Below are 14,354 nucleotides of genomic sequence, written 5' to 3'. Positions count from 1 at the left end.
GCGCGACGTTGCCCTTGGGTAGAAGCCGCGATGCGGAGCTGGCAGCTCATGACTGTTTGCGCCGGGCGAGCATCGCGGCCACACCCATGGCCGTCAGCGCAACGACGGCGGCGACTGCGCCGTAGCCGAAGGCATCGGCTACGGGTCCGCCGATCGCGGGAGCGGCCAGGTAGCCGAGAATGCCGATCTGAGACCACAGCACCATGGCCGTCACGATGCGCTGGGCGGGCACGGCGCCGAGAAGGAGGCCAGTCGCTCCGGTGTTGGCCAGGCCGATACCGACCCCAGCGATGGCGAGCGCTGCAATCCACGCGAGTACGGCCGTACTGGCACCGGCGAGCGAGAAGCCGATGGCCACCAGCACCGTAGAGACCAGCAGCACCGCCCGCGGCTGCCACCGGGCCGCCACTGCTCCGGCCACCGCCACCACGACGGACGTTGCGGCGTACAGCACTCCGATCTGGGTCTGGCCCAGCTTGGTGCCGAAGTGGAGCGGCAGCACCCCTTCGAGAGTGCCGAGTGACAGCACGGCGAAGGCGATAGCGACGGCGGAGGCCCTGAATCCAGTTGAGCGCAGAGCGCCCCGGTCGGGGGCGAACGCGCCGACCGTCGCAGGAAGTCGCAGCGTTAGAACCGGCACAATCGCGAGGAGGACGAGGGTGAGGTAGGCGGCAAAGGGGCCGCGCACCCCGTGGATCGTCCCGAGCAGCGGACCCAGAAGTCCGCCCGCGGAGTAGGCGGCGTAGACGCGGCTCATGCACAGGTACTCCTGGCCGGGCCAGGCGGCAAGGGTGGCGAAGGTGATCCCTAGCCACAGACACCCGGAGCCCAGGCCCGTCACCAGACGAGAGACGGCAAAGACGGCCATATCCGTGCCGAAGACGAACCCGAGGCTGCCCGCCGCGATCAGCGACAAACCCACCAACAGCAGTCGTGCCGGGCTGCTGCGCTGAATGACAGCCCCGCCCAGCGCGAAACCTACGACCATCCCCAGCGGGAACGTCGCGACCAGCATCCCCAGCGCCGTGGCACTGGCTCCGGTCTGCGCAGCCAGACCGGGAAGCACCGGCGCGATCAGGCTGTAACCGGCCGCGTCAAGCGCACCCAGCCCCAACAGCAGGGCATAGACCGCCCCGGAACGCATCGGCGCCCGCTCCGCCTGTCCGACGCCGGTACTCATGGGTCGCTGCGCCAGCGTCCGCGCGTCGCACCGCTTCCGTTTCGGGCCGGCGCAGGGCGCCCCATGACGACATCGGCAGCCGAGGGAAAGGCGTCGACGCACTCCTCGTTCAGCCGGTACCAGCTGAACGCGCCCTCCCGCTCCACCAGCACGAAGCCCACCTCCGCCAGCGCCTTGAGGTGGTGCGAGACCGTCGACTGCCCCACCCCCACGGCCTCGACGATCTGTCCCACGGCGAGACGCTCACCGCTTCGCGCCAGCAGCGTCACGATCTGAATGCGCGTGGCGTCGGCCAGCGCCTTGAACCAGCCCGCGTATTGCTCGGCCTCGGAACGCTCCAGAGAATTTCTCATCGATAATCGACGATAATCGATGACCTCGGGATGGGATACCGCTAACGCCCCTCGCTCACTGGTTCGACATATGTCAACATAGATGCATGTCGAATACGCAGGTGCTGCCGCTGACGCTGCTGGAGCCCGAGGTCGCCGAGGCCGTGGCACCGTGCTGCCCTCCGCTCACCGAACGGCCGCTGACCGCCGATGAAGCCGAGAAGACGGCGCGGATGTTCAAGGCGCTGGGTGACCCGGTACGGCTGCGGTTGTTCTCCGCGGTGGCGTCGCACGAGGGCGGAGAGGCGTGCGTGTGCGACATCTCGGACGTCGGCGTCTCGCAGCCGACCGTCTCCCACCACCTGAAGAAGCTCAAGGAGGCCGGTTTGCTCACCTCCGAGCGGCGCGGCACGTGGGTGTACTACCGGGTGGAGCCGTCGGTGGTGGCAGCGATGGGCCGGATGCTGAAGATCGCGGGCTGAACGCGGACTTGCTCCAGCGGGCACCTGATTGTCAGTGGGGCCCGTCACCATGAACTCATGGGCATCGACATCTCTTGGGCGCGCAACGAGCTGGCTCACTTTCTCGGCCTCACTGAGCTCTACCGGAAGCCGGATCCCCCTGGCGTTGTCAGTTTCAGTTCTCGCCTCTCGAACCGCGGCTCACAGGCAGACATCGCCACCAGCGCCCACGTGGTGGAACAGATCCTCGACAGGGTCCTGCCCGGATGGCGCACGGAGGTCGACAAGAGCAAGAACGGCGAGGTCAACCGCTGGGTCCAGCATCGGGAAGCCGCTCAGCGTGCCGACGCCGCGCTTCTGCGGGATGGCGAGGTCCGCTCCCGTCTGGGCGACGACGCTCCCCAGCTGAGCGCGGGCAGCATGCACCCCTGGGTGTGGGACGGCGCCCGGGCGCTATGGGGGAGCGGACACCTCCGGGAGGCGGTGACGGCAGCCGCAAGGAAGGTCAACGCCGAGGCGCAGAACAAGATCGGGCGTCGCGACGTCGGCGAGACGAAGCTCTTCCAGCGTGTCTTCTCACTGGATGCCCCGAAGGCGGATCAACCCCGGTTGCGGTTGTTGGAGGACGACGGAAGCGACACCTTCCGCAGTGTCCACCGCGGAGCCATGGCCTTTGCCGAGGGCTGCTACGCGGCGATCCGCAACCCCAACAGCCATGAGGACGGTCTCCCCGAGCTGCCAGAACACGAGGCGTTGGAACAGCTCGCCGCCTTCAGCCTGTTGGCTCGCTGGGTGCACGCAGCGACTGTGCTGACCGTCTGAGTGGCTGGCCCTGGACCAGGGTCAGAGGACGAGATCCGCGACCGTGCGGGCCACGTCTCTCGCTGGTCGGCCGACGCCGATCAAAGTGGCGGAGGCCGGCCCTGTCCAGTCGCCGTACCCGAGCAGGTGCAGACGTGGTTCGTCCACCGAACGCGTCCCCTCGACGGCGATGTGGCCACGCTGACCTCGCAGCCCAAGGGGCGCCAGGTGCGAGAGGGCCGGACGGAATCCGGTGCACCAGATGATCACATCGGCGTCGGCGCGGGTGCCGTCGGCCCAGAGGGCTCCGCCAGGGTCGAGGCGTACGAACATGGGCGACGCCTTGAGCAGTCCGGCGTCACGGGCGTCGCGTACAGGCGGTACAGCGACGATGTCGCCGAGGGACGCGACGCCTCCGGTGTCGGTGCGGCCCTCGTCGAGCGCGCGACGACGGGCTGTGGCCGCGTCGAACAGGGCCCGCCCGTCAATGTCGTCAGCCAGGAAGCGCGGCGGGCGTTGAGTTACCCACGTCAGCTCGGCGTCGCACGCCAGATCGGCCGCGATCTGGGCACCGGAGTTGCCGCCGCCCACCACGACGACGCGCTGCCCGGCGAAGTCGCGCGGGCTGCGGTAATCGACCGTGTGCAGCTGCTGTCCGCGGAAGTCCGAGCGGCCTGGAACGGCGGGCACGAAGGGACGCCACCAAGTGCCCGTGGCGCTGACAACGGCCCCCGCACGCCAGGTGCCCGCGTCGGTCTCAACACGCAGGAGCGTGCCGTCACGGTGAACACCTTCGACGCGTACGGGACGGTGCACGGGAAGGCCGTAGCGACGCTCGTAGTCGGTGAGGTAGCCGACCACGTGGCCGGCATCCGGGTACACCTCCCCGGTCTGTACGGGCATGAGACGGCCAGGCAAAGAGGAGTAGGCGGCCGGGGAGAACAAGTGCAGCGAGTCCCAGGCGTTCCGCCAGGCGCCGCCCGCTTCGGTCTGGGCGTCGAGGATGACGAAGTCCACCCCGAGGCGGCGCAGATGGTAGCCAGCGGCGAGCCCGGACTGGCCGCCGCCGATCACTACCGCTTGCGTCGTCTGCGTCATGCGTCGGCGCGCTCGGAGGCGACCCGGCTCGGCATGAAGATCAGCGCCACAAGTGCCAGCCCCACTACACCGCCGATGAGTTGCATGCCGATGAAGCCCGCGACCGAGCCAGGGGCGATGCCGGCGAAGGTGTCGGTAAAAGCGCGGCCGATGGTCACCGCCGGGTTGGCGAAGGACGTGGACGAGGTGAACCAGTACGCGGCGCCGATGTAGGAGGCGACCGCGACAGGGGCGAAGCGGAGGCGGTCGGTGCGGGCCAGGCCGAAGATCAGCAGGATCAGCCCGGCCGTCGCGACGATCTCGCCCAGGAGCAGGTGTCCGGCCGAGCGGTCGTGGGTGGACCACTTCACCAGCGGTTCGCCGAACATCGCGTCGGCCAGGATCGCGCCCGCGATGGCGCCGACGATCTGGGTGGGGACGTAGACGGCCGCTTCCCGCAGCGTCACGCCGGGGCTGCCGCGGCGGGCGGTCCACCACTCGGCGAGGGTGACGGCGGGGTTGAAGTGTGCGCCGGATACCGGGCCGAGCAGCAGGATCAGCACGCCGAGGCCGAGGACGGTGGCCGTGGAGTTCGCGAGGAGTTGCAGGCCGACGTCCTGGGTGAGTTCGGTTGCCTGGATGCCGGAGCCGACCACCACCGCCACGAGTGCCGCGGTGCCGACCAGTTCGGCCGCGGCCCTGGCGAGCAGCGGCGGTGTCTGGGGCGGGGTGGCGCCTGGGGCGGGCTGCGGGTCGGTCCCGACCGCGTCGGGGGCTGTCGGGGATTCCTCGGCTTTGTCGTGCTCGGCAGCCTCGGTGGCGGTCAACTGGACTCCTCGGTGCAGGTCGCCGCAGGGGCGGGGATCAGGGGCAGGACCGCTTGACGTTGTTCTCGGCGGTGGTGCGCGCGGTCTCCGCCAGGTCGGCGAACTGGCCCGCGAGGGAGGTGATGACGTCGGGCTTGAGCCGGTAGTAGGTGAACCGGCCGCACGGCTCGGTCTCCACGACCCCGGCCTCGCGCAGCACCTTCAGGTGGTTGGAGAGGTTGGTCTGTCTGGCCCCCGTCTCCTCGATCAGGTGCGTGGTGCAGAGCGTCTCCTTGGCGAGCAGGGTGACGATCTGGAGGCGGAGCGGGTCCGCGAGCACCCGCAACAGATCAGTGTCGACTGACGTCAGCATGGACTGATAATCTCACATCACTCCGGGCTGATACCAGCCTGGGCTGATCTTTGGGACCTGCATCCCCACGACCGTGGGGACCCATGCCCCGAAGGGGGTTCCCATGACCGCATCCCTGCCGCCCGTCCTGCCCGACGACCGCCTTGCGTCCGGCATAGCCCGCCTCGCCCTGCACTACCGCGGACGTTTCTCCGCCGAGACGATCCAGCGCCTGGTCATCGACTCCTACGAGCGGCTGGCCGAGCACGCCCGGGTCCGTACTCACCTGGTGGTGCTGGCCGAGCACCTGGCAACCGAGCGTCTGAACGCCCTCGCCCACATCGAGGGCGCACCGGGGTGCGGCCTGCCACGGGTGCTGTTCGTGTGCAGCCACAACGCCGGCCGCTCCCAGATGGCCGCCGCTCTCCTCGCCCACCGAGCGGGCGGCCACGTGGTCGTCTCCTCCGCCGGCACAGACCCTGCGGCCGAGGTCGAACCGGTCGTCGCCCAGGCACTCATTGAGGCCGGTGTGGACCTCACGGACGCCTTCCCCAAGCCGCTGACCGACGAGGTCGTGCAGGCCGCCGACATCGTCATCACGATGGGCTGCGGCGACGCCTGCCCCGTGCTCCCAGGCCGCCGGTACCTGGACTGGCCGGTCACCGACCCCGAGGGCGCCCCGATCGCCGTCGTCCGCGGCATCCGCGACGAGATCGACGCCCACATCACCGAACTCCTCGCCTCCCTGCCGAGCACCTGAACCGACCACCTGCACAACCCTCTTGATGCACTGACGAAGGAAGAACCGATGTCCTCCAGCCCGCTCGCCTCCGTGCTGTTCGTCTGCGTCCACAACGCCGGGCGCTCCCAAATGGCCGCCGGATTCCTCAGCCACCTCGCGGGCGACCGGATCGAGGTCCGCTCCGCCGGCTCCATCCCCGGCGACCAGGTCAACCCAGCCGCCGTCGAGGCCATGGACGAGGTCGGCATCGACATCTCCGCGGCCGAGCCGAAGATCCTCACCAATGAGGCCGTCCAGGCGTCCGACTACGTCATCACCATGGGCTGCGGCGACGCCTGCCCGATCTTCCCCGGCAAGAAGTACCTCGACTGGGCCCTGGAAGACCCCGCGGGCAAGGGCGTCGAAGCTGTCCGCCCCATCCGCGACGAGATCCACAAGCGCATCGAGGCCCTGATTGCCGAGATCGACGCCCAGTAGAAGGCGTGAGCCCGGACTTGGTCGGAGACGGCTTACGCCAGGTCATCATCATCAGCTCCGGCCCCGCGACCTGGCCGACGTGCTGCTGGCTGGGAAGTCACGCGAGAGCACGAAGTCAGCAGGGTGCCCCGCGCGGCAGGTACCGCGCGGGGCTCTTTGCTTGCTGGTTCAGCGTCGCGTTCCGACGTAAAGCAGGACGTCAATCATGAGCGGCCCTGGTGGCACGAGGTGAACGCAGTCAGGGCAGGCGAAGAGCGTAAAGTCGGGACCGCTGACCCGCTCGACGTCACGGACGGGTACGGCACCTTCTGACTCTCGCTCGCATCGGCAGCAGACGCGTGAGCTAGAGCTCGGCTTTGAGAGCATCGCAGACCTCGGCAGGCGTCGGACGGTCGTCCGGGGAAGGGTTGAGCATCTGCTCGATTAGCTTGCCGAGAATGCCTGGAACGTTCACTGGGCGGTGCGGGCCGTCGACGACGGCTTGTCGTTGCTCTTCGCGGGACGCGTCGTCGGGGTAGGCAACGGCTCGCCATCCCGTGGCACTGATGAACAGACTTGCTCCGAGGGCGTAGCTGTCGGCCTTCGTGGTCGGCACCGCCTCACCGGTGTTGAGCACGCTTTGGGAGATCTCTGGTGCTTCGTAGTGGACGAGACAGCCGGTGAAAGGGAAGGCATAGCGCTCGGGAATCGTCCCTCCGTGAGCCAAGGCTAGGTCGATCAGTGATGCCTTGGCAGGCCCCAGGATGAAATGCGCCGGCTGTACGCCGCCGTGGACCCAACCTTTGGAGTGCAGGTCAGCAAGGGTTTCGGCGCATGAAAGCGCCTCTCGTAGGTCTGGCTCCGTGGTGGCTTCGCCGGTCCGGTGGGGCTTCCATCTGTCATACAAGCTCTCACCGGGGTGCCATGGCTGCACATTCCATGTCCCGTGTTCCCATGCTCCGTAGGAGACGTCTCCTACTCCTAGGTCGTGGAGCACGACGCCTTCTCTGGCTGGGGCGCGGGCGGTCCACTCCCGGGCTGCCCACTCGGCTGTGGCTTCGATGGAGTAACCCAGTTTTACGGCGTACTCACCTCGCTCGGTGTGGACCTGCCACACCGTCGACCCTCGTCGGTGGAGTACCAGTCGGCGGGCCATGGGCATGAGCATCTCGGCAATGGGAGCCGGGATGGCGTGTGGCGTTCGGTCAGGCATCGTGGCCCATCCTCCCTGCAGAGCGGGCCGACCCGCGTGGGGTCGACCCGCTTGGTTCCTCGGCCGGAAGCTACCGACCGCTAGCCTCCGTACGGGCGGCCACAGTCCGAGTCGCACTGTGCCGCGTTCTCACCGTTCACGGTCCAACACCTGGAACCCGGCTGCCTTCATGGCGTGTGCTGCGGCCTGAACGCTTCGAGCCGGCGACGGCCCCCGCCGGGCGCGGGGTTGTGGTGCAGGAAGCGCCCGGCATGCGTCTCACAGAAGGATGCGTACTCCTTGGTGTGCAGGATGAACGCGTGAAGGCCCATGTCGACGTCGTCGGACGGAACCATGGGCACGGTGGCGACCGCGACCGTTGCCAGGAAGGCGGCGGCCTGGTCGGCGATGCGCTCCGCCTGCTCGGGCATGGCTCCGTCGTGGACGGTGATGAAGTGCGTGAGCGAGTCGAAGAGTTCGGCGCTCAGGAGCGAGCGGCCGGTACGGACCTCGCTGTCGATGATGGTCATGCGTGTGTTCCCTCCTCGTAGGTGGAGTGGTGCACTGCACTTGCCGAGTCCGGCCCCAGCGCCGGTCTTGCCTGGACTTAGCGCCAGGGCCGGACCCATTTCCCGCCTCCTGCCGAGGCCTCCGATTGCCGTGGGGGAGATGTAACGGAGATCGTTGAACACCTCCCGGCAGGTGCGGGAGCTAAGGGGCTAGCGGGAGCAACTTGAGGTACGGCCACACCTTGACCCTTCTTGCGTGGGCAGGCGTCCAACGGATCAGAGCTGGCAAGTGCCACGAATGTGACAGGCCGGACGGTCCAGACGATTCGCGTGTCATGAGCGCTGATAGACAACTCGCAAGGCTCACCGCGCCGTAGAGCGGCTCCGGCGCTGATGACCCCGTCGCCATCGATCCACTCAAATGCTCGAATCATCTCGGGGTGCGTTGTCGCGTAGTAGGCGGCAGTCAAGACGGTGCCGTCGACCGGTGCGGTGTACCTGATCCGCTCGAACCAAAATCCAGGCTCGGTCAGCCTCTGGCTTACCGGGGTTGCCATGCCGTCCCTTCCGCTTGCCAGAGGGCGAGATAGGGAGTCAGGTCTACGACGACGGGCCAGGCAGCGAGAACAAATGCAACTCCCCCGTCGTCCTGGGCCTGGACTTCATATCGCTCGCCACGGGCCAGACGTCCTAGCGCCCACGCCCGTTCGGTGTCGTCGTTGAGCCACGCACGCAGGGGGCCGGCGTAGGGCGGGTCCAACTGGTCCGCCACATCGCTGGTGCGCCTTCGTAACCAACGGACGGTTAAGCGAGGTGTCGTGGCTGTTTCTCTCCCGAGAGAAATCGACCGCCCGTCGGGGTAGTGAGCGGAGGCCTGCACCTGGTAGCCGGTTCGTACCCGGCCCCAGGGAGGGGCCCCTCGCCTGCCAGCAACATGGCCACTCCGTCATCAGATTTGTGGTCGCTCCGTGGGTTGATCTCTCTGCCTCTACGCAACCGCATGAACACCGTGAGCGGTACGGTTGCAACGAGGTGCGGACTTGAAAGCCCTGAAAGTTCAGGAAGCGCAGGAGAGTTCACGATGAGCAGGCGCCTACCGAACGCAGCACTGGGCCGGTTACTCGCCGAAACTGGCTGGGGTCAGCAACAGTTCGCCACTGCCGTCAACCGTGTTGGCACTGAGTCCGGCATGCCCTTGCGCTACGACGATTCAGCCGTGAATCACTGGCTGAACGGCACCATCCCTCGGGAGGTCGTCCGGCCTCTCATCCTCGAAGCGCTCTCCCGGAAACTCCGTCACCCCATCACGCACGCGGACGCCGGGTTCCCGTCTCCCCACCTGGAACATCCGGCGGCGTAGGTTCCTTGGAAGGGTTGATGGAGCTGGGGAGGCAAGACATGGATCCGTCCCGCCGTGGCGTCCTCGGTGCTGCGTTGTTCTCGGTTGCGCTCACCATTCCCGACTGGCCGGATGTCGTCGGCCGGCTCAGCGCTGTGCAGTCCGGAAAGGCTCGGCGCATTGGATATCGCGAGGTAGACGCGGTTGCAGCCATGACCGAGAAGGTTTCCGAACTGGACGACCAGTTCGGTGGGCGAGCTGCGCGGCCGATGGCTGCTGCCTTCCTGGTGAACACAGTGGTTCCCCACCTCGATGCTGATGCGCCCGACGACGTCAGGAAGGCCCTTCTTTCGGCGACGTCGGATCTTCTGTACCTCACGGGTTTCATGGCCGTGGACGAAGGGCTCCAAGGACTGGCGCAGCGCTACTACGTGAAAGCCTTGGAGCTGGCAGGCGAGGCAGACGACCATCTGACGTTCTGCACCACTCTGCGGGGCATGAGTCTTCAGGCCGTTGACCTGGGTCACAGTGGCCAGGCTGTTCGCTTGGCTGATGCTGCTGCGGCAGCGTCACCGAACGCGGGGCCGCGCATGCGGGCGTTCCTCGCCGGTCAGCAGGCCCATGCCTACGCGGCTAGCGGGAGTGGCTACCGAGGCGAGGCCTTGCAGTTCATCAAGGAAGCCGAAGTTGCCATGGAGCGGGCCGAGTCCCGAGCAAAGGCCTTCGGCAGTTACGCGCCCTCGTCCCTGGCCTACCACGTGTCTCAGGTGCGCTACGCCCTTGGCGACAAGAAGGGTGCTGTGGAGTCCCTGAAGGAATCGAACCGGTTGCGGCACAGTCACTACCGACGTGTCAGCGTCCGCTACAACTCACTGTTGGCCGAGCGTGAGCTAGAGCTGGGGCGTCTTGAGGAAGCGTGCGCGACTTGGGACAAGGTGTTGGATGACTACCCGCTGGTTCAGTCGGGGAGTGCAGATCAGAAGATCGGCAACATGCAAGCGTTGTTGAAGCCGCACGTTCGGCATCGCGCGGCGCAGGCCGTGTATGAGCGTTCGTTGTCCGTCTGCGCTTGAACTGACGACTCGTCACAGCTTGGGTACTCGCGATTTGGGTCTGTTGGGAAAGTGCTGGTCACAGCCACTCGTTGATGACTGCGATCAGCACGTTGCCTCCTGGCGGACGGCAAGCTTGTCGTATCCGGTGGCCACGGCCCGGTGACGTTTGAGGCGGTTGATCCCGCACTCCACCGCGTGACGCTCGCGGTAGTCGGGCCTGTCGAACTTCGGCGGCCGACCGCCTCGGGACCCTGGTTTCTGGCGGTTGCGGACGCGGTACTCCGGTGGACGGCCCAGCTTGATGCCCTGCGGCAACAACGGCTCCAGCCGCGCCCACTTGCTGCTCGTCGGATCATCATGCTCCACGAGGCGTGATCATCCACAACCAAGATCCGCTTCCGCAGCAGACTCCAGGCTCCGGCCGCCGGCCGGAGGAGTCAGCCGCTCCCTGGGGTGCAGCAGGGGGTATCCGGGGGCGCAGGAGCGGAGCGGATGAGCTGGGCATGCTTGCACTACCCCTCAACTGATGGTTTGGCCTGGGAAGGTGAGGGGCGTCCTGAATGCGTCCCTAGCGTGGTTCGTGCCGCGGTCTGCGGGCTGCGGTGCGGCGTCGCTTCCCGCGGCACCGGAGCAGTGACAGGCAAGGAGTACTGAGTGGCGAACTTCCAGACTGGCGAGATTCCCCCCGGCTTCGCGTTCACCGAGAGCGGCGGGCTCATCCACTACAAGTACGGCATCGTCCTGGCCGTCCCGGCGGCCAACCAGGCCAACTGGTCGGGCGACATGTGGATCAGCTTCGGCTCCGCCTGGGGGGATGCAAAGATCAAGGTGAACTGGCACGATGGCTCCAACTGGAGCGCCGCTGTGGACTTAGACGTCACGCATGCAGGCGGCCGGGTCTCCAACGGTGCGAAGCTCCCGACGAGCACCCAGAAGATCGCTATCGGCCGGGTCAGGAAGAGCGCGAACGACTTCGAGGACGACATCCCGGTCAGCTGGCTGCTCCAAGTTGCCGAGGCCTGACCCCGGACAGCTCCCATAACTCCCGATGCCCGGTCCGGCCCAGCAGGACGGACCGGGCATCGGCGTGGTGGCCGTGGCCTTGTCCGCCCTGCTGGTCGGCCGGCGCGTCGGGTCGGACGGCAGCACCAACGCCGGCAGGGTGCCGGCGGCCTTCGGACCGCTGCTCCTGCTCGGTTACGCGTTCACCTGGATCGGTGCCCTGATCGGCATGTCCGTCCGTACCCCCGAGACGGCCACGTCCAGCGGACTGATCTGGCTCTTCCCGGTCACCTTCATCTCGAACGCGTTCGTGGACACCAGCCACATGACCCCGTGGCTGCGGCACGTCGCCGACTGGAACCCCTTCAGTGCCACGGTCCAGGCCTGTCGCGAGCTCTTCGCCAACCCGGGAGTCTCACCGTCGGACGCCTGGCCCATGCAGCACCCGGTGTGGGCCTCGCTGATCCACTCGATCCTGATCATCGTGGTCTTCCGCACCCTGGCGGTTCGGACGTACCGCTCGGCGACGGCATGACGAAGCCCCCGGCGCCGGTGGGCGCCGGGGGCTCGTGAGGGAGATGCAGGCCGGGGCAGCGCCGCACGGCCCGGGTTCAGCCGCTGTAGGGCTCGGCCTTCAGGATCTTCACGGAGGCCGTCTTGCCGTTCGGCAGCTCGTACTCCGCGTCCTCGCCGACCTTGTGGCCGATCACGCCGGAACCCAGCGGGGACTGCGGGGAGTACGTCTCGATGTCCGAGCTCGCGTACTCGCGCGAGGCGAGCAGGAAGGTCGTCGTGTCGTCCTCGTCACCGTCGAAGGCGATCGTGACGACCATGCCGGGCGCCACCTCGCCCTCCGCCGACGTCGGCGCCTCGCCGACCTTGGCGTTCTCCAGGAGCTGGGTCAGCTGGCGCACACGGAGCTCCTGCTTGCCCTGCTCCTCCTTGGCCGCGTGGTACCCGCCGTTCTCGCGCAGGTCGCCCTCCTCGCGCGCGGCCGCGATCTTGGCGGCGATCTCCGTGCGCGCAGGACCAGACAGGTGCTCCAGCTCGGCCTTGAGCTGGTTGTACGCCTCCTGGGTCAGCCAGGTGACGTTCTCGCTGGTCTGGGTCACAGGTGCTCCTCGTAGGTACTGGGGATACAAAGCATCGCCCTACCCAGAAGGATGTTCCTTCATGGATGGGCGAAACCACGAGCCTAACAATTCAACGGCCGAAGGGGGAGGACATAAGCCATCAGAATCACGTCAACGCAGGTCAGCGCCTACGTATTCCGGACAAAGGCGGTCGGTGTTCGCCAGGGTCGGTCAGTTCCGGACGGCCCGGTCAGCCGGCGTGGCAGCCGAGCAGCTCGGCCGTCGTTCCCGGTGACGTCGTGCGGAGCGTGACGACCTTGTCGATCCGGGTCGCGTCGCCGTCGAAGCGGAAGTCGGCCCGGCCCACCTCGGCGCCGCTCTCCGCCTGGGAGCGCAGCGTGCAGTAGCCGGAGGCGCCGGCGTCCTTGCGGACCTCCAGATGCACCTTCACCGCGTTCTTCCCGGCGTCGAACTCGATCACCTCGGCGCTGATCTTGTTCTGGCCGACGTAGTGGTAGCCGAAGTAGCCGATCACCGCCAGCAGTACCGCCCCGAGGGCGGCGCCGACGACCTTGAGCGTGCGGTCGGCGCGCTCGTCCGAGGAGCGGCCGTAGCGGCTCTCGGGCCGCCGCGTGCTCGCCGTACTCATGATCGTCCTCTCGGCCGGGGCGGGACGGATGTCCCGAAAGGGGTTCTCGGAGCCGTACCCCGGAATTATCCGCCCCCCGATTCGGTCACTATAGAAGCCGCCGATCGCACCGGTTCACACCGGGCGCCGACTTATGAGGATTGAGTCTTGACTGACCAGCTGCGACTGATGGCCGTCCACGCCCACCCCGACGACGAGTCGAGCAAGGGCGCGGCCACCATGGCGAAGTACGTGTCCGAGGGGGTGGACGTGCTGGTCGTGACCTGCACGGGCGGGGAGCGCGGCTCCATCCTCAATCCGAAGCTCCAGGGCGACAAGTACATCGAGGAGCACATCCACGAGGTACGCAAGAAGGAGATGGACGAGGCCCGCGAGATCCTCGGGATCAAGCAGGAGTGGCTCGGCTTCGTCGACTCCGGCCTGCCCGAGGGCGACCCGCTGCCCCCGCTTCCCGAGGGCTGCTTCGCCCTGGAGGACGTCGACAAGGCGGCCGGTGAGCTGGTGAAGCAGATCCGCTCCTTCCGTCCCCAGGTGATCACCACCTACGACGAGAACGGCGGCTACCCGCACCCCGACCACATCATGACCCACAAGATCTCGATGGTGGCCTTCGAGGGCGCGGCGGACACCGAGAAGTACCCGGAGGGGGAGTACGGCCCCGCGTACCAGCCGCGGAAGCTCTACTACAACCAGGGCTTCAACCGCCCCCGCACCGAGGCGCTGCACCAGGCCATGCTCGACCGCGGCCTGGAGTCCCCCTACGGGGACTGGCTCAAGCGCTGGGACGAGTTCGGCATGAAGCAGCGCACACTCACCACGCATGTCCCGTGCGGCGACTTCTACGAGATCCGCGACAAGGCCCTGATCGCGCACGCCACCCAGATCGACCCCGACGGCGGCTGGTTCCGCATCCCGCTGGAGCTCCAGAGAGAGGTCTGGCCGACCGAGGAGTACGAGCTGGCGAAGTCCCTAATCGATACCTCCCTCCCCGAGGACGACCTCTTTGCGGGCATCCGCGACAATGCCTGACATGAGCGCAAGCGCAAGCCTGGCAATGACACAGCTCGCCACCCTCGCCAAGGAGGTGGACGAGGACAAGGTGACCCCCGGCGTCCTCGGCTTCATCGTCTTCGCGGTGATGGCACTGGCGGTGTGGGCCCTGATGAAGTCGATGAACCGCCACATGAGCAGGGTCGACTTCATGGAGCCCCCGGCTCCGAAGACGGAGGGCTCCACCGAGGACGCCGAGGCCACCGGCCCGGCCAAGCCACGGCAGGGCTGAAAGCCTTCCGGGCTCGGCGGGCTCGGCTCCCGAGGGTCGTACCGCC

At 67.4% G+C, this 14,354-nt stretch carries 16 protein-coding genes and 3 pseudogenes; 9 read left to right on the top strand and 10 right to left on the bottom strand.

Annotated elements, in window-relative coordinates:
- Nucleotides 1–46 precede the first annotated feature (46 nt).
- Together OG331_RS19620 and OG331_RS19615 are read right to left on the bottom strand one after the other, a co-directional pair.
- A complete protein-coding gene (locus OG331_RS19620) occupies nucleotides 47–1,180 on the bottom strand; it encodes an MFS transporter (protein ID WP_406197950.1) in 1,134 nt (377 codons plus the stop codon).
- On the bottom strand, nucleotides 1,177–1,533 hold the full coding sequence (locus tag OG331_RS19615; RefSeq protein WP_406197948.1) for an ArsR/SmtB family transcription factor: 357 nt from the start codon (nucleotides 1,531–1,533) through the stop codon (nucleotides 1,177–1,179). The genes OG331_RS19620 and OG331_RS19615 overlap by 4 nt, the downstream gene beginning before the upstream one ends.
- Before the next feature lie 86 nt (nucleotides 1,534–1,619).
- On the opposite strand from OG331_RS19615, the gene OG331_RS19610 reads away from it, so the two are divergent.
- Both OG331_RS19610 and OG331_RS19605 read left to right on the top strand, forming a co-directional pair.
- Complete coding sequence (locus tag OG331_RS19610) at nucleotides 1,620–1,994, top strand: ArsR/SmtB family transcription factor (protein ID WP_406197945.1); 375 nt, start codon at nucleotides 1,620–1,622, stop codon at nucleotides 1,992–1,994.
- A gap of 57 nt (nucleotides 1,995–2,051) precedes the next feature.
- Nucleotides 2,052–2,795: a TIGR02391 family protein gene (locus tag OG331_RS19605; protein WP_406197942.1), complete on the top strand. Its 744-nt coding sequence runs from the start codon at nucleotides 2,052–2,054 to the stop codon at nucleotides 2,793–2,795.
- 21 nt (nucleotides 2,796–2,816) lie between these two features.
- Here the strand turns inward: OG331_RS19605 and OG331_RS19600 are convergent, their stop codons facing one another.
- The 3 genes from OG331_RS19600 to OG331_RS19590 are packed head-to-tail and all read right to left on the bottom strand — an operon-like array spanning nucleotide 2,817 to nucleotide 5,030.
- Nucleotides 2,817–3,872 (bottom strand): ArsO family NAD(P)H-dependent flavin-containing monooxygenase, encoded by a 1,056-nt coding sequence (locus OG331_RS19600; protein ID WP_406197939.1) that lies wholly within the window; start codon nucleotides 3,870–3,872, stop codon nucleotides 2,817–2,819.
- Nucleotides 3,869–4,678, bottom strand: coding sequence for an aquaporin (locus OG331_RS19595; RefSeq protein ID WP_406197937.1), 810 nt, complete (start codon nucleotides 4,676–4,678; stop codon nucleotides 3,869–3,871). The genes OG331_RS19600 and OG331_RS19595 overlap by 4 nt, the downstream gene beginning before the upstream one ends.
- A 37-nt stretch (nucleotides 4,679–4,715) precedes the next feature.
- Nucleotides 4,716–5,030 carry an ArsR/SmtB family transcription factor gene (locus OG331_RS19590; protein ID WP_406197934.1) on the bottom strand — a complete coding sequence of 105 codons (315 nt, stop codon included), beginning with the start codon at nucleotides 5,028–5,030 and terminating at the stop codon, nucleotides 4,716–4,718.
- A gap of 103 nt (nucleotides 5,031–5,133) precedes the next feature.
- Between OG331_RS19590 and OG331_RS19585 the strand changes: the two genes are divergently transcribed.
- Together OG331_RS19585 and OG331_RS19580 are read left to right on the top strand one after the other, a co-directional pair.
- Nucleotides 5,134–5,769, top strand: a complete 636-nt coding sequence (locus OG331_RS19585; protein WP_406197932.1) for a low molecular weight phosphatase family protein — start codon at nucleotides 5,134–5,136, stop codon at nucleotides 5,767–5,769.
- 48 nt (nucleotides 5,770–5,817) lie between these two features.
- Nucleotides 5,818–6,228, top strand: coding sequence for an arsenate reductase ArsC (locus tag OG331_RS19580; protein ID WP_406197929.1), 411 nt, complete (start codon nucleotides 5,818–5,820; stop codon nucleotides 6,226–6,228).
- Between the two features lie 343 nt (nucleotides 6,229–6,571).
- Here the strand turns inward: OG331_RS19580 and OG331_RS19575 are convergent, their stop codons facing one another.
- Both OG331_RS19575 and OG331_RS19570 read right to left on the bottom strand, forming a co-directional pair.
- Entirely contained in the window at nucleotides 6,572–7,363 is a 792-nt protein-coding gene (locus tag OG331_RS19575; protein ID WP_406197927.1) for a protein kinase, read from the bottom strand.
- A 137-nt stretch (nucleotides 7,364–7,500) separates the two neighbouring features.
- Nucleotides 7,501–7,929 (bottom strand): annotated as a pseudogene (locus OG331_RS19570) (glycine-rich domain-containing protein).
- A gap of 1,377 nt (nucleotides 7,930–9,306) precedes the next feature.
- Here OG331_RS19570 and OG331_RS19565 point away from each other — a divergent pair.
- Nucleotides 9,307–10,320 (top strand): tetratricopeptide repeat protein, encoded by a 1,014-nt coding sequence (locus OG331_RS19565; protein ID WP_406197925.1) that lies wholly within the window; start codon nucleotides 9,307–9,309, stop codon nucleotides 10,318–10,320.
- Nucleotides 10,321–10,404: 84 nt separating this feature from the next.
- Here the strand turns inward: OG331_RS19565 and OG331_RS19560 are convergent.
- Nucleotides 10,405–10,566: pseudogene (locus OG331_RS19560) on the bottom strand (IS5/IS1182 family transposase); the annotation flags it as partial.
- Between the two features lie 390 nt (nucleotides 10,567–10,956).
- Here OG331_RS19560 and OG331_RS19555 point away from each other — a divergent pair.
- Together OG331_RS19555 and OG331_RS19550 are read left to right on the top strand one after the other, a co-directional pair.
- A complete protein-coding gene (locus tag OG331_RS19555) occupies nucleotides 10,957–11,325 on the top strand; it encodes a hypothetical protein (protein WP_406197923.1) in 369 nt (122 codons plus the stop codon).
- An 82-nt stretch (nucleotides 11,326–11,407) separates the two neighbouring features.
- A pseudogene (locus OG331_RS19550) lies at nucleotides 11,408–11,839 on the top strand (ABC transporter permease); the annotation flags it as partial.
- Between the two features lie 76 nt (nucleotides 11,840–11,915).
- On the opposite strand, the gene greA reads toward OG331_RS19550, so the two are convergent.
- Together greA and OG331_RS19540 are read right to left on the bottom strand one after the other, a co-directional pair.
- Nucleotides 11,916–12,416 carry a transcription elongation factor GreA gene (greA, locus tag OG331_RS19545; protein WP_328879636.1) on the bottom strand — a complete coding sequence of 167 codons (501 nt, stop codon included), beginning with the start codon at nucleotides 12,414–12,416 and terminating at the stop codon, nucleotides 11,916–11,918.
- A gap of 211 nt (nucleotides 12,417–12,627) precedes the next feature.
- Nucleotides 12,628–13,026 carry a DUF4307 domain-containing protein gene (locus OG331_RS19540; RefSeq protein ID WP_406197921.1) on the bottom strand — a complete coding sequence of 133 codons (399 nt, stop codon included), beginning with the start codon at nucleotides 13,024–13,026 and terminating at the stop codon, nucleotides 12,628–12,630.
- A 168-nt stretch (nucleotides 13,027–13,194) separates the two neighbouring features.
- On the opposite strand from OG331_RS19540, the gene mca reads away from it, so the two are divergent.
- Nucleotides 13,195–14,055 carry a mycothiol conjugate amidase Mca gene (mca, locus tag OG331_RS19535; protein ID WP_406210139.1) on the top strand — a complete coding sequence of 287 codons (861 nt, stop codon included), beginning with the start codon at nucleotides 13,195–13,197 and terminating at the stop codon, nucleotides 14,053–14,055.
- Nucleotides 14,048–14,308 carry a hypothetical protein gene (locus OG331_RS19530; RefSeq protein ID WP_363037898.1) on the top strand — a complete coding sequence of 87 codons (261 nt, stop codon included), beginning with the start codon at nucleotides 14,048–14,050 and terminating at the stop codon, nucleotides 14,306–14,308. The genes mca and OG331_RS19530 overlap by 8 nt, the downstream gene beginning before the upstream one ends.
- Nucleotides 14,309–14,354: the final 46 nt, after the last annotated feature.

The organism is Streptomyces sp. NBC_01017, from assembly GCF_045162795.1.
Taxonomy (GTDB): Bacteria; Actinomycetota; Actinomycetes; order Streptomycetales; family Streptomycetaceae; genus Streptomyces; species Streptomyces machairae.
The sequence above is the reverse complement of the archived record's forward strand: the minus strand, read 5'-3'. Positions and strand labels throughout refer to the sequence as shown.

Bases quoted from the DNA above. Each gene is read 5' to 3' on its own strand.
- OG331_RS19620 (WP_406197950.1), bottom strand. From the start codon at position 1,180: ATGAGTACCGGCGTCGGACAGGCGGAGCGGGCGCCGATGCGTTCCGGG.
- OG331_RS19615 (WP_406197948.1), bottom strand. From the start codon at position 1,533: ATGAGAAATTCTCTGGAGCGTTCCGAGGCCGAGCAATACGCGGGCTGG.
- OG331_RS19610 (WP_406197945.1), top strand. From the start codon at position 1,620: ATGTCGAATACGCAGGTGCTGCCGCTGACGCTGCTGGAGCCCGAGGTC.
- OG331_RS19605 (WP_406197942.1), top strand. From the start codon at position 2,052: ATGGGCATCGACATCTCTTGGGCGCGCAACGAGCTGGCTCACTTTCTC.
- OG331_RS19600 (WP_406197939.1), bottom strand. From the start codon at position 3,872: ATGACGCAGACGACGCAAGCGGTAGTGATCGGCGGCGGCCAGTCCGGG.
- OG331_RS19590 (WP_406197934.1), bottom strand. From the start codon at position 5,030: ATGCTGACGTCAGTCGACACTGATCTGTTGCGGGTGCTCGCGGACCCG.
- OG331_RS19585 (WP_406197932.1), top strand. From the start codon at position 5,134: ATGACCGCATCCCTGCCGCCCGTCCTGCCCGACGACCGCCTTGCGTCC.
- OG331_RS19580 (WP_406197929.1), top strand. From the start codon at position 5,818: ATGTCCTCCAGCCCGCTCGCCTCCGTGCTGTTCGTCTGCGTCCACAAC.
- OG331_RS19575 (WP_406197927.1), bottom strand. From the start codon at position 7,363: ATGGCCCGCCGACTGGTACTCCACCGACGAGGGTCGACGGTGTGGCAG.
- OG331_RS19565 (WP_406197925.1), top strand. From the start codon at position 9,307: ATGGATCCGTCCCGCCGTGGCGTCCTCGGTGCTGCGTTGTTCTCGGTT.
- OG331_RS19540 (WP_406197921.1), bottom strand. From the start codon at position 13,026: ATGAGTACGGCGAGCACGCGGCGGCCCGAGAGCCGCTACGGCCGCTCC.
- mca (WP_406210139.1), top strand. From the start codon at position 13,195: ATGGCCGTCCACGCCCACCCCGACGACGAGTCGAGCAAGGGCGCGGCC.
- OG331_RS19530 (WP_363037898.1), top strand. From the start codon at position 14,048: ATGCCTGACATGAGCGCAAGCGCAAGCCTGGCAATGACACAGCTCGCC.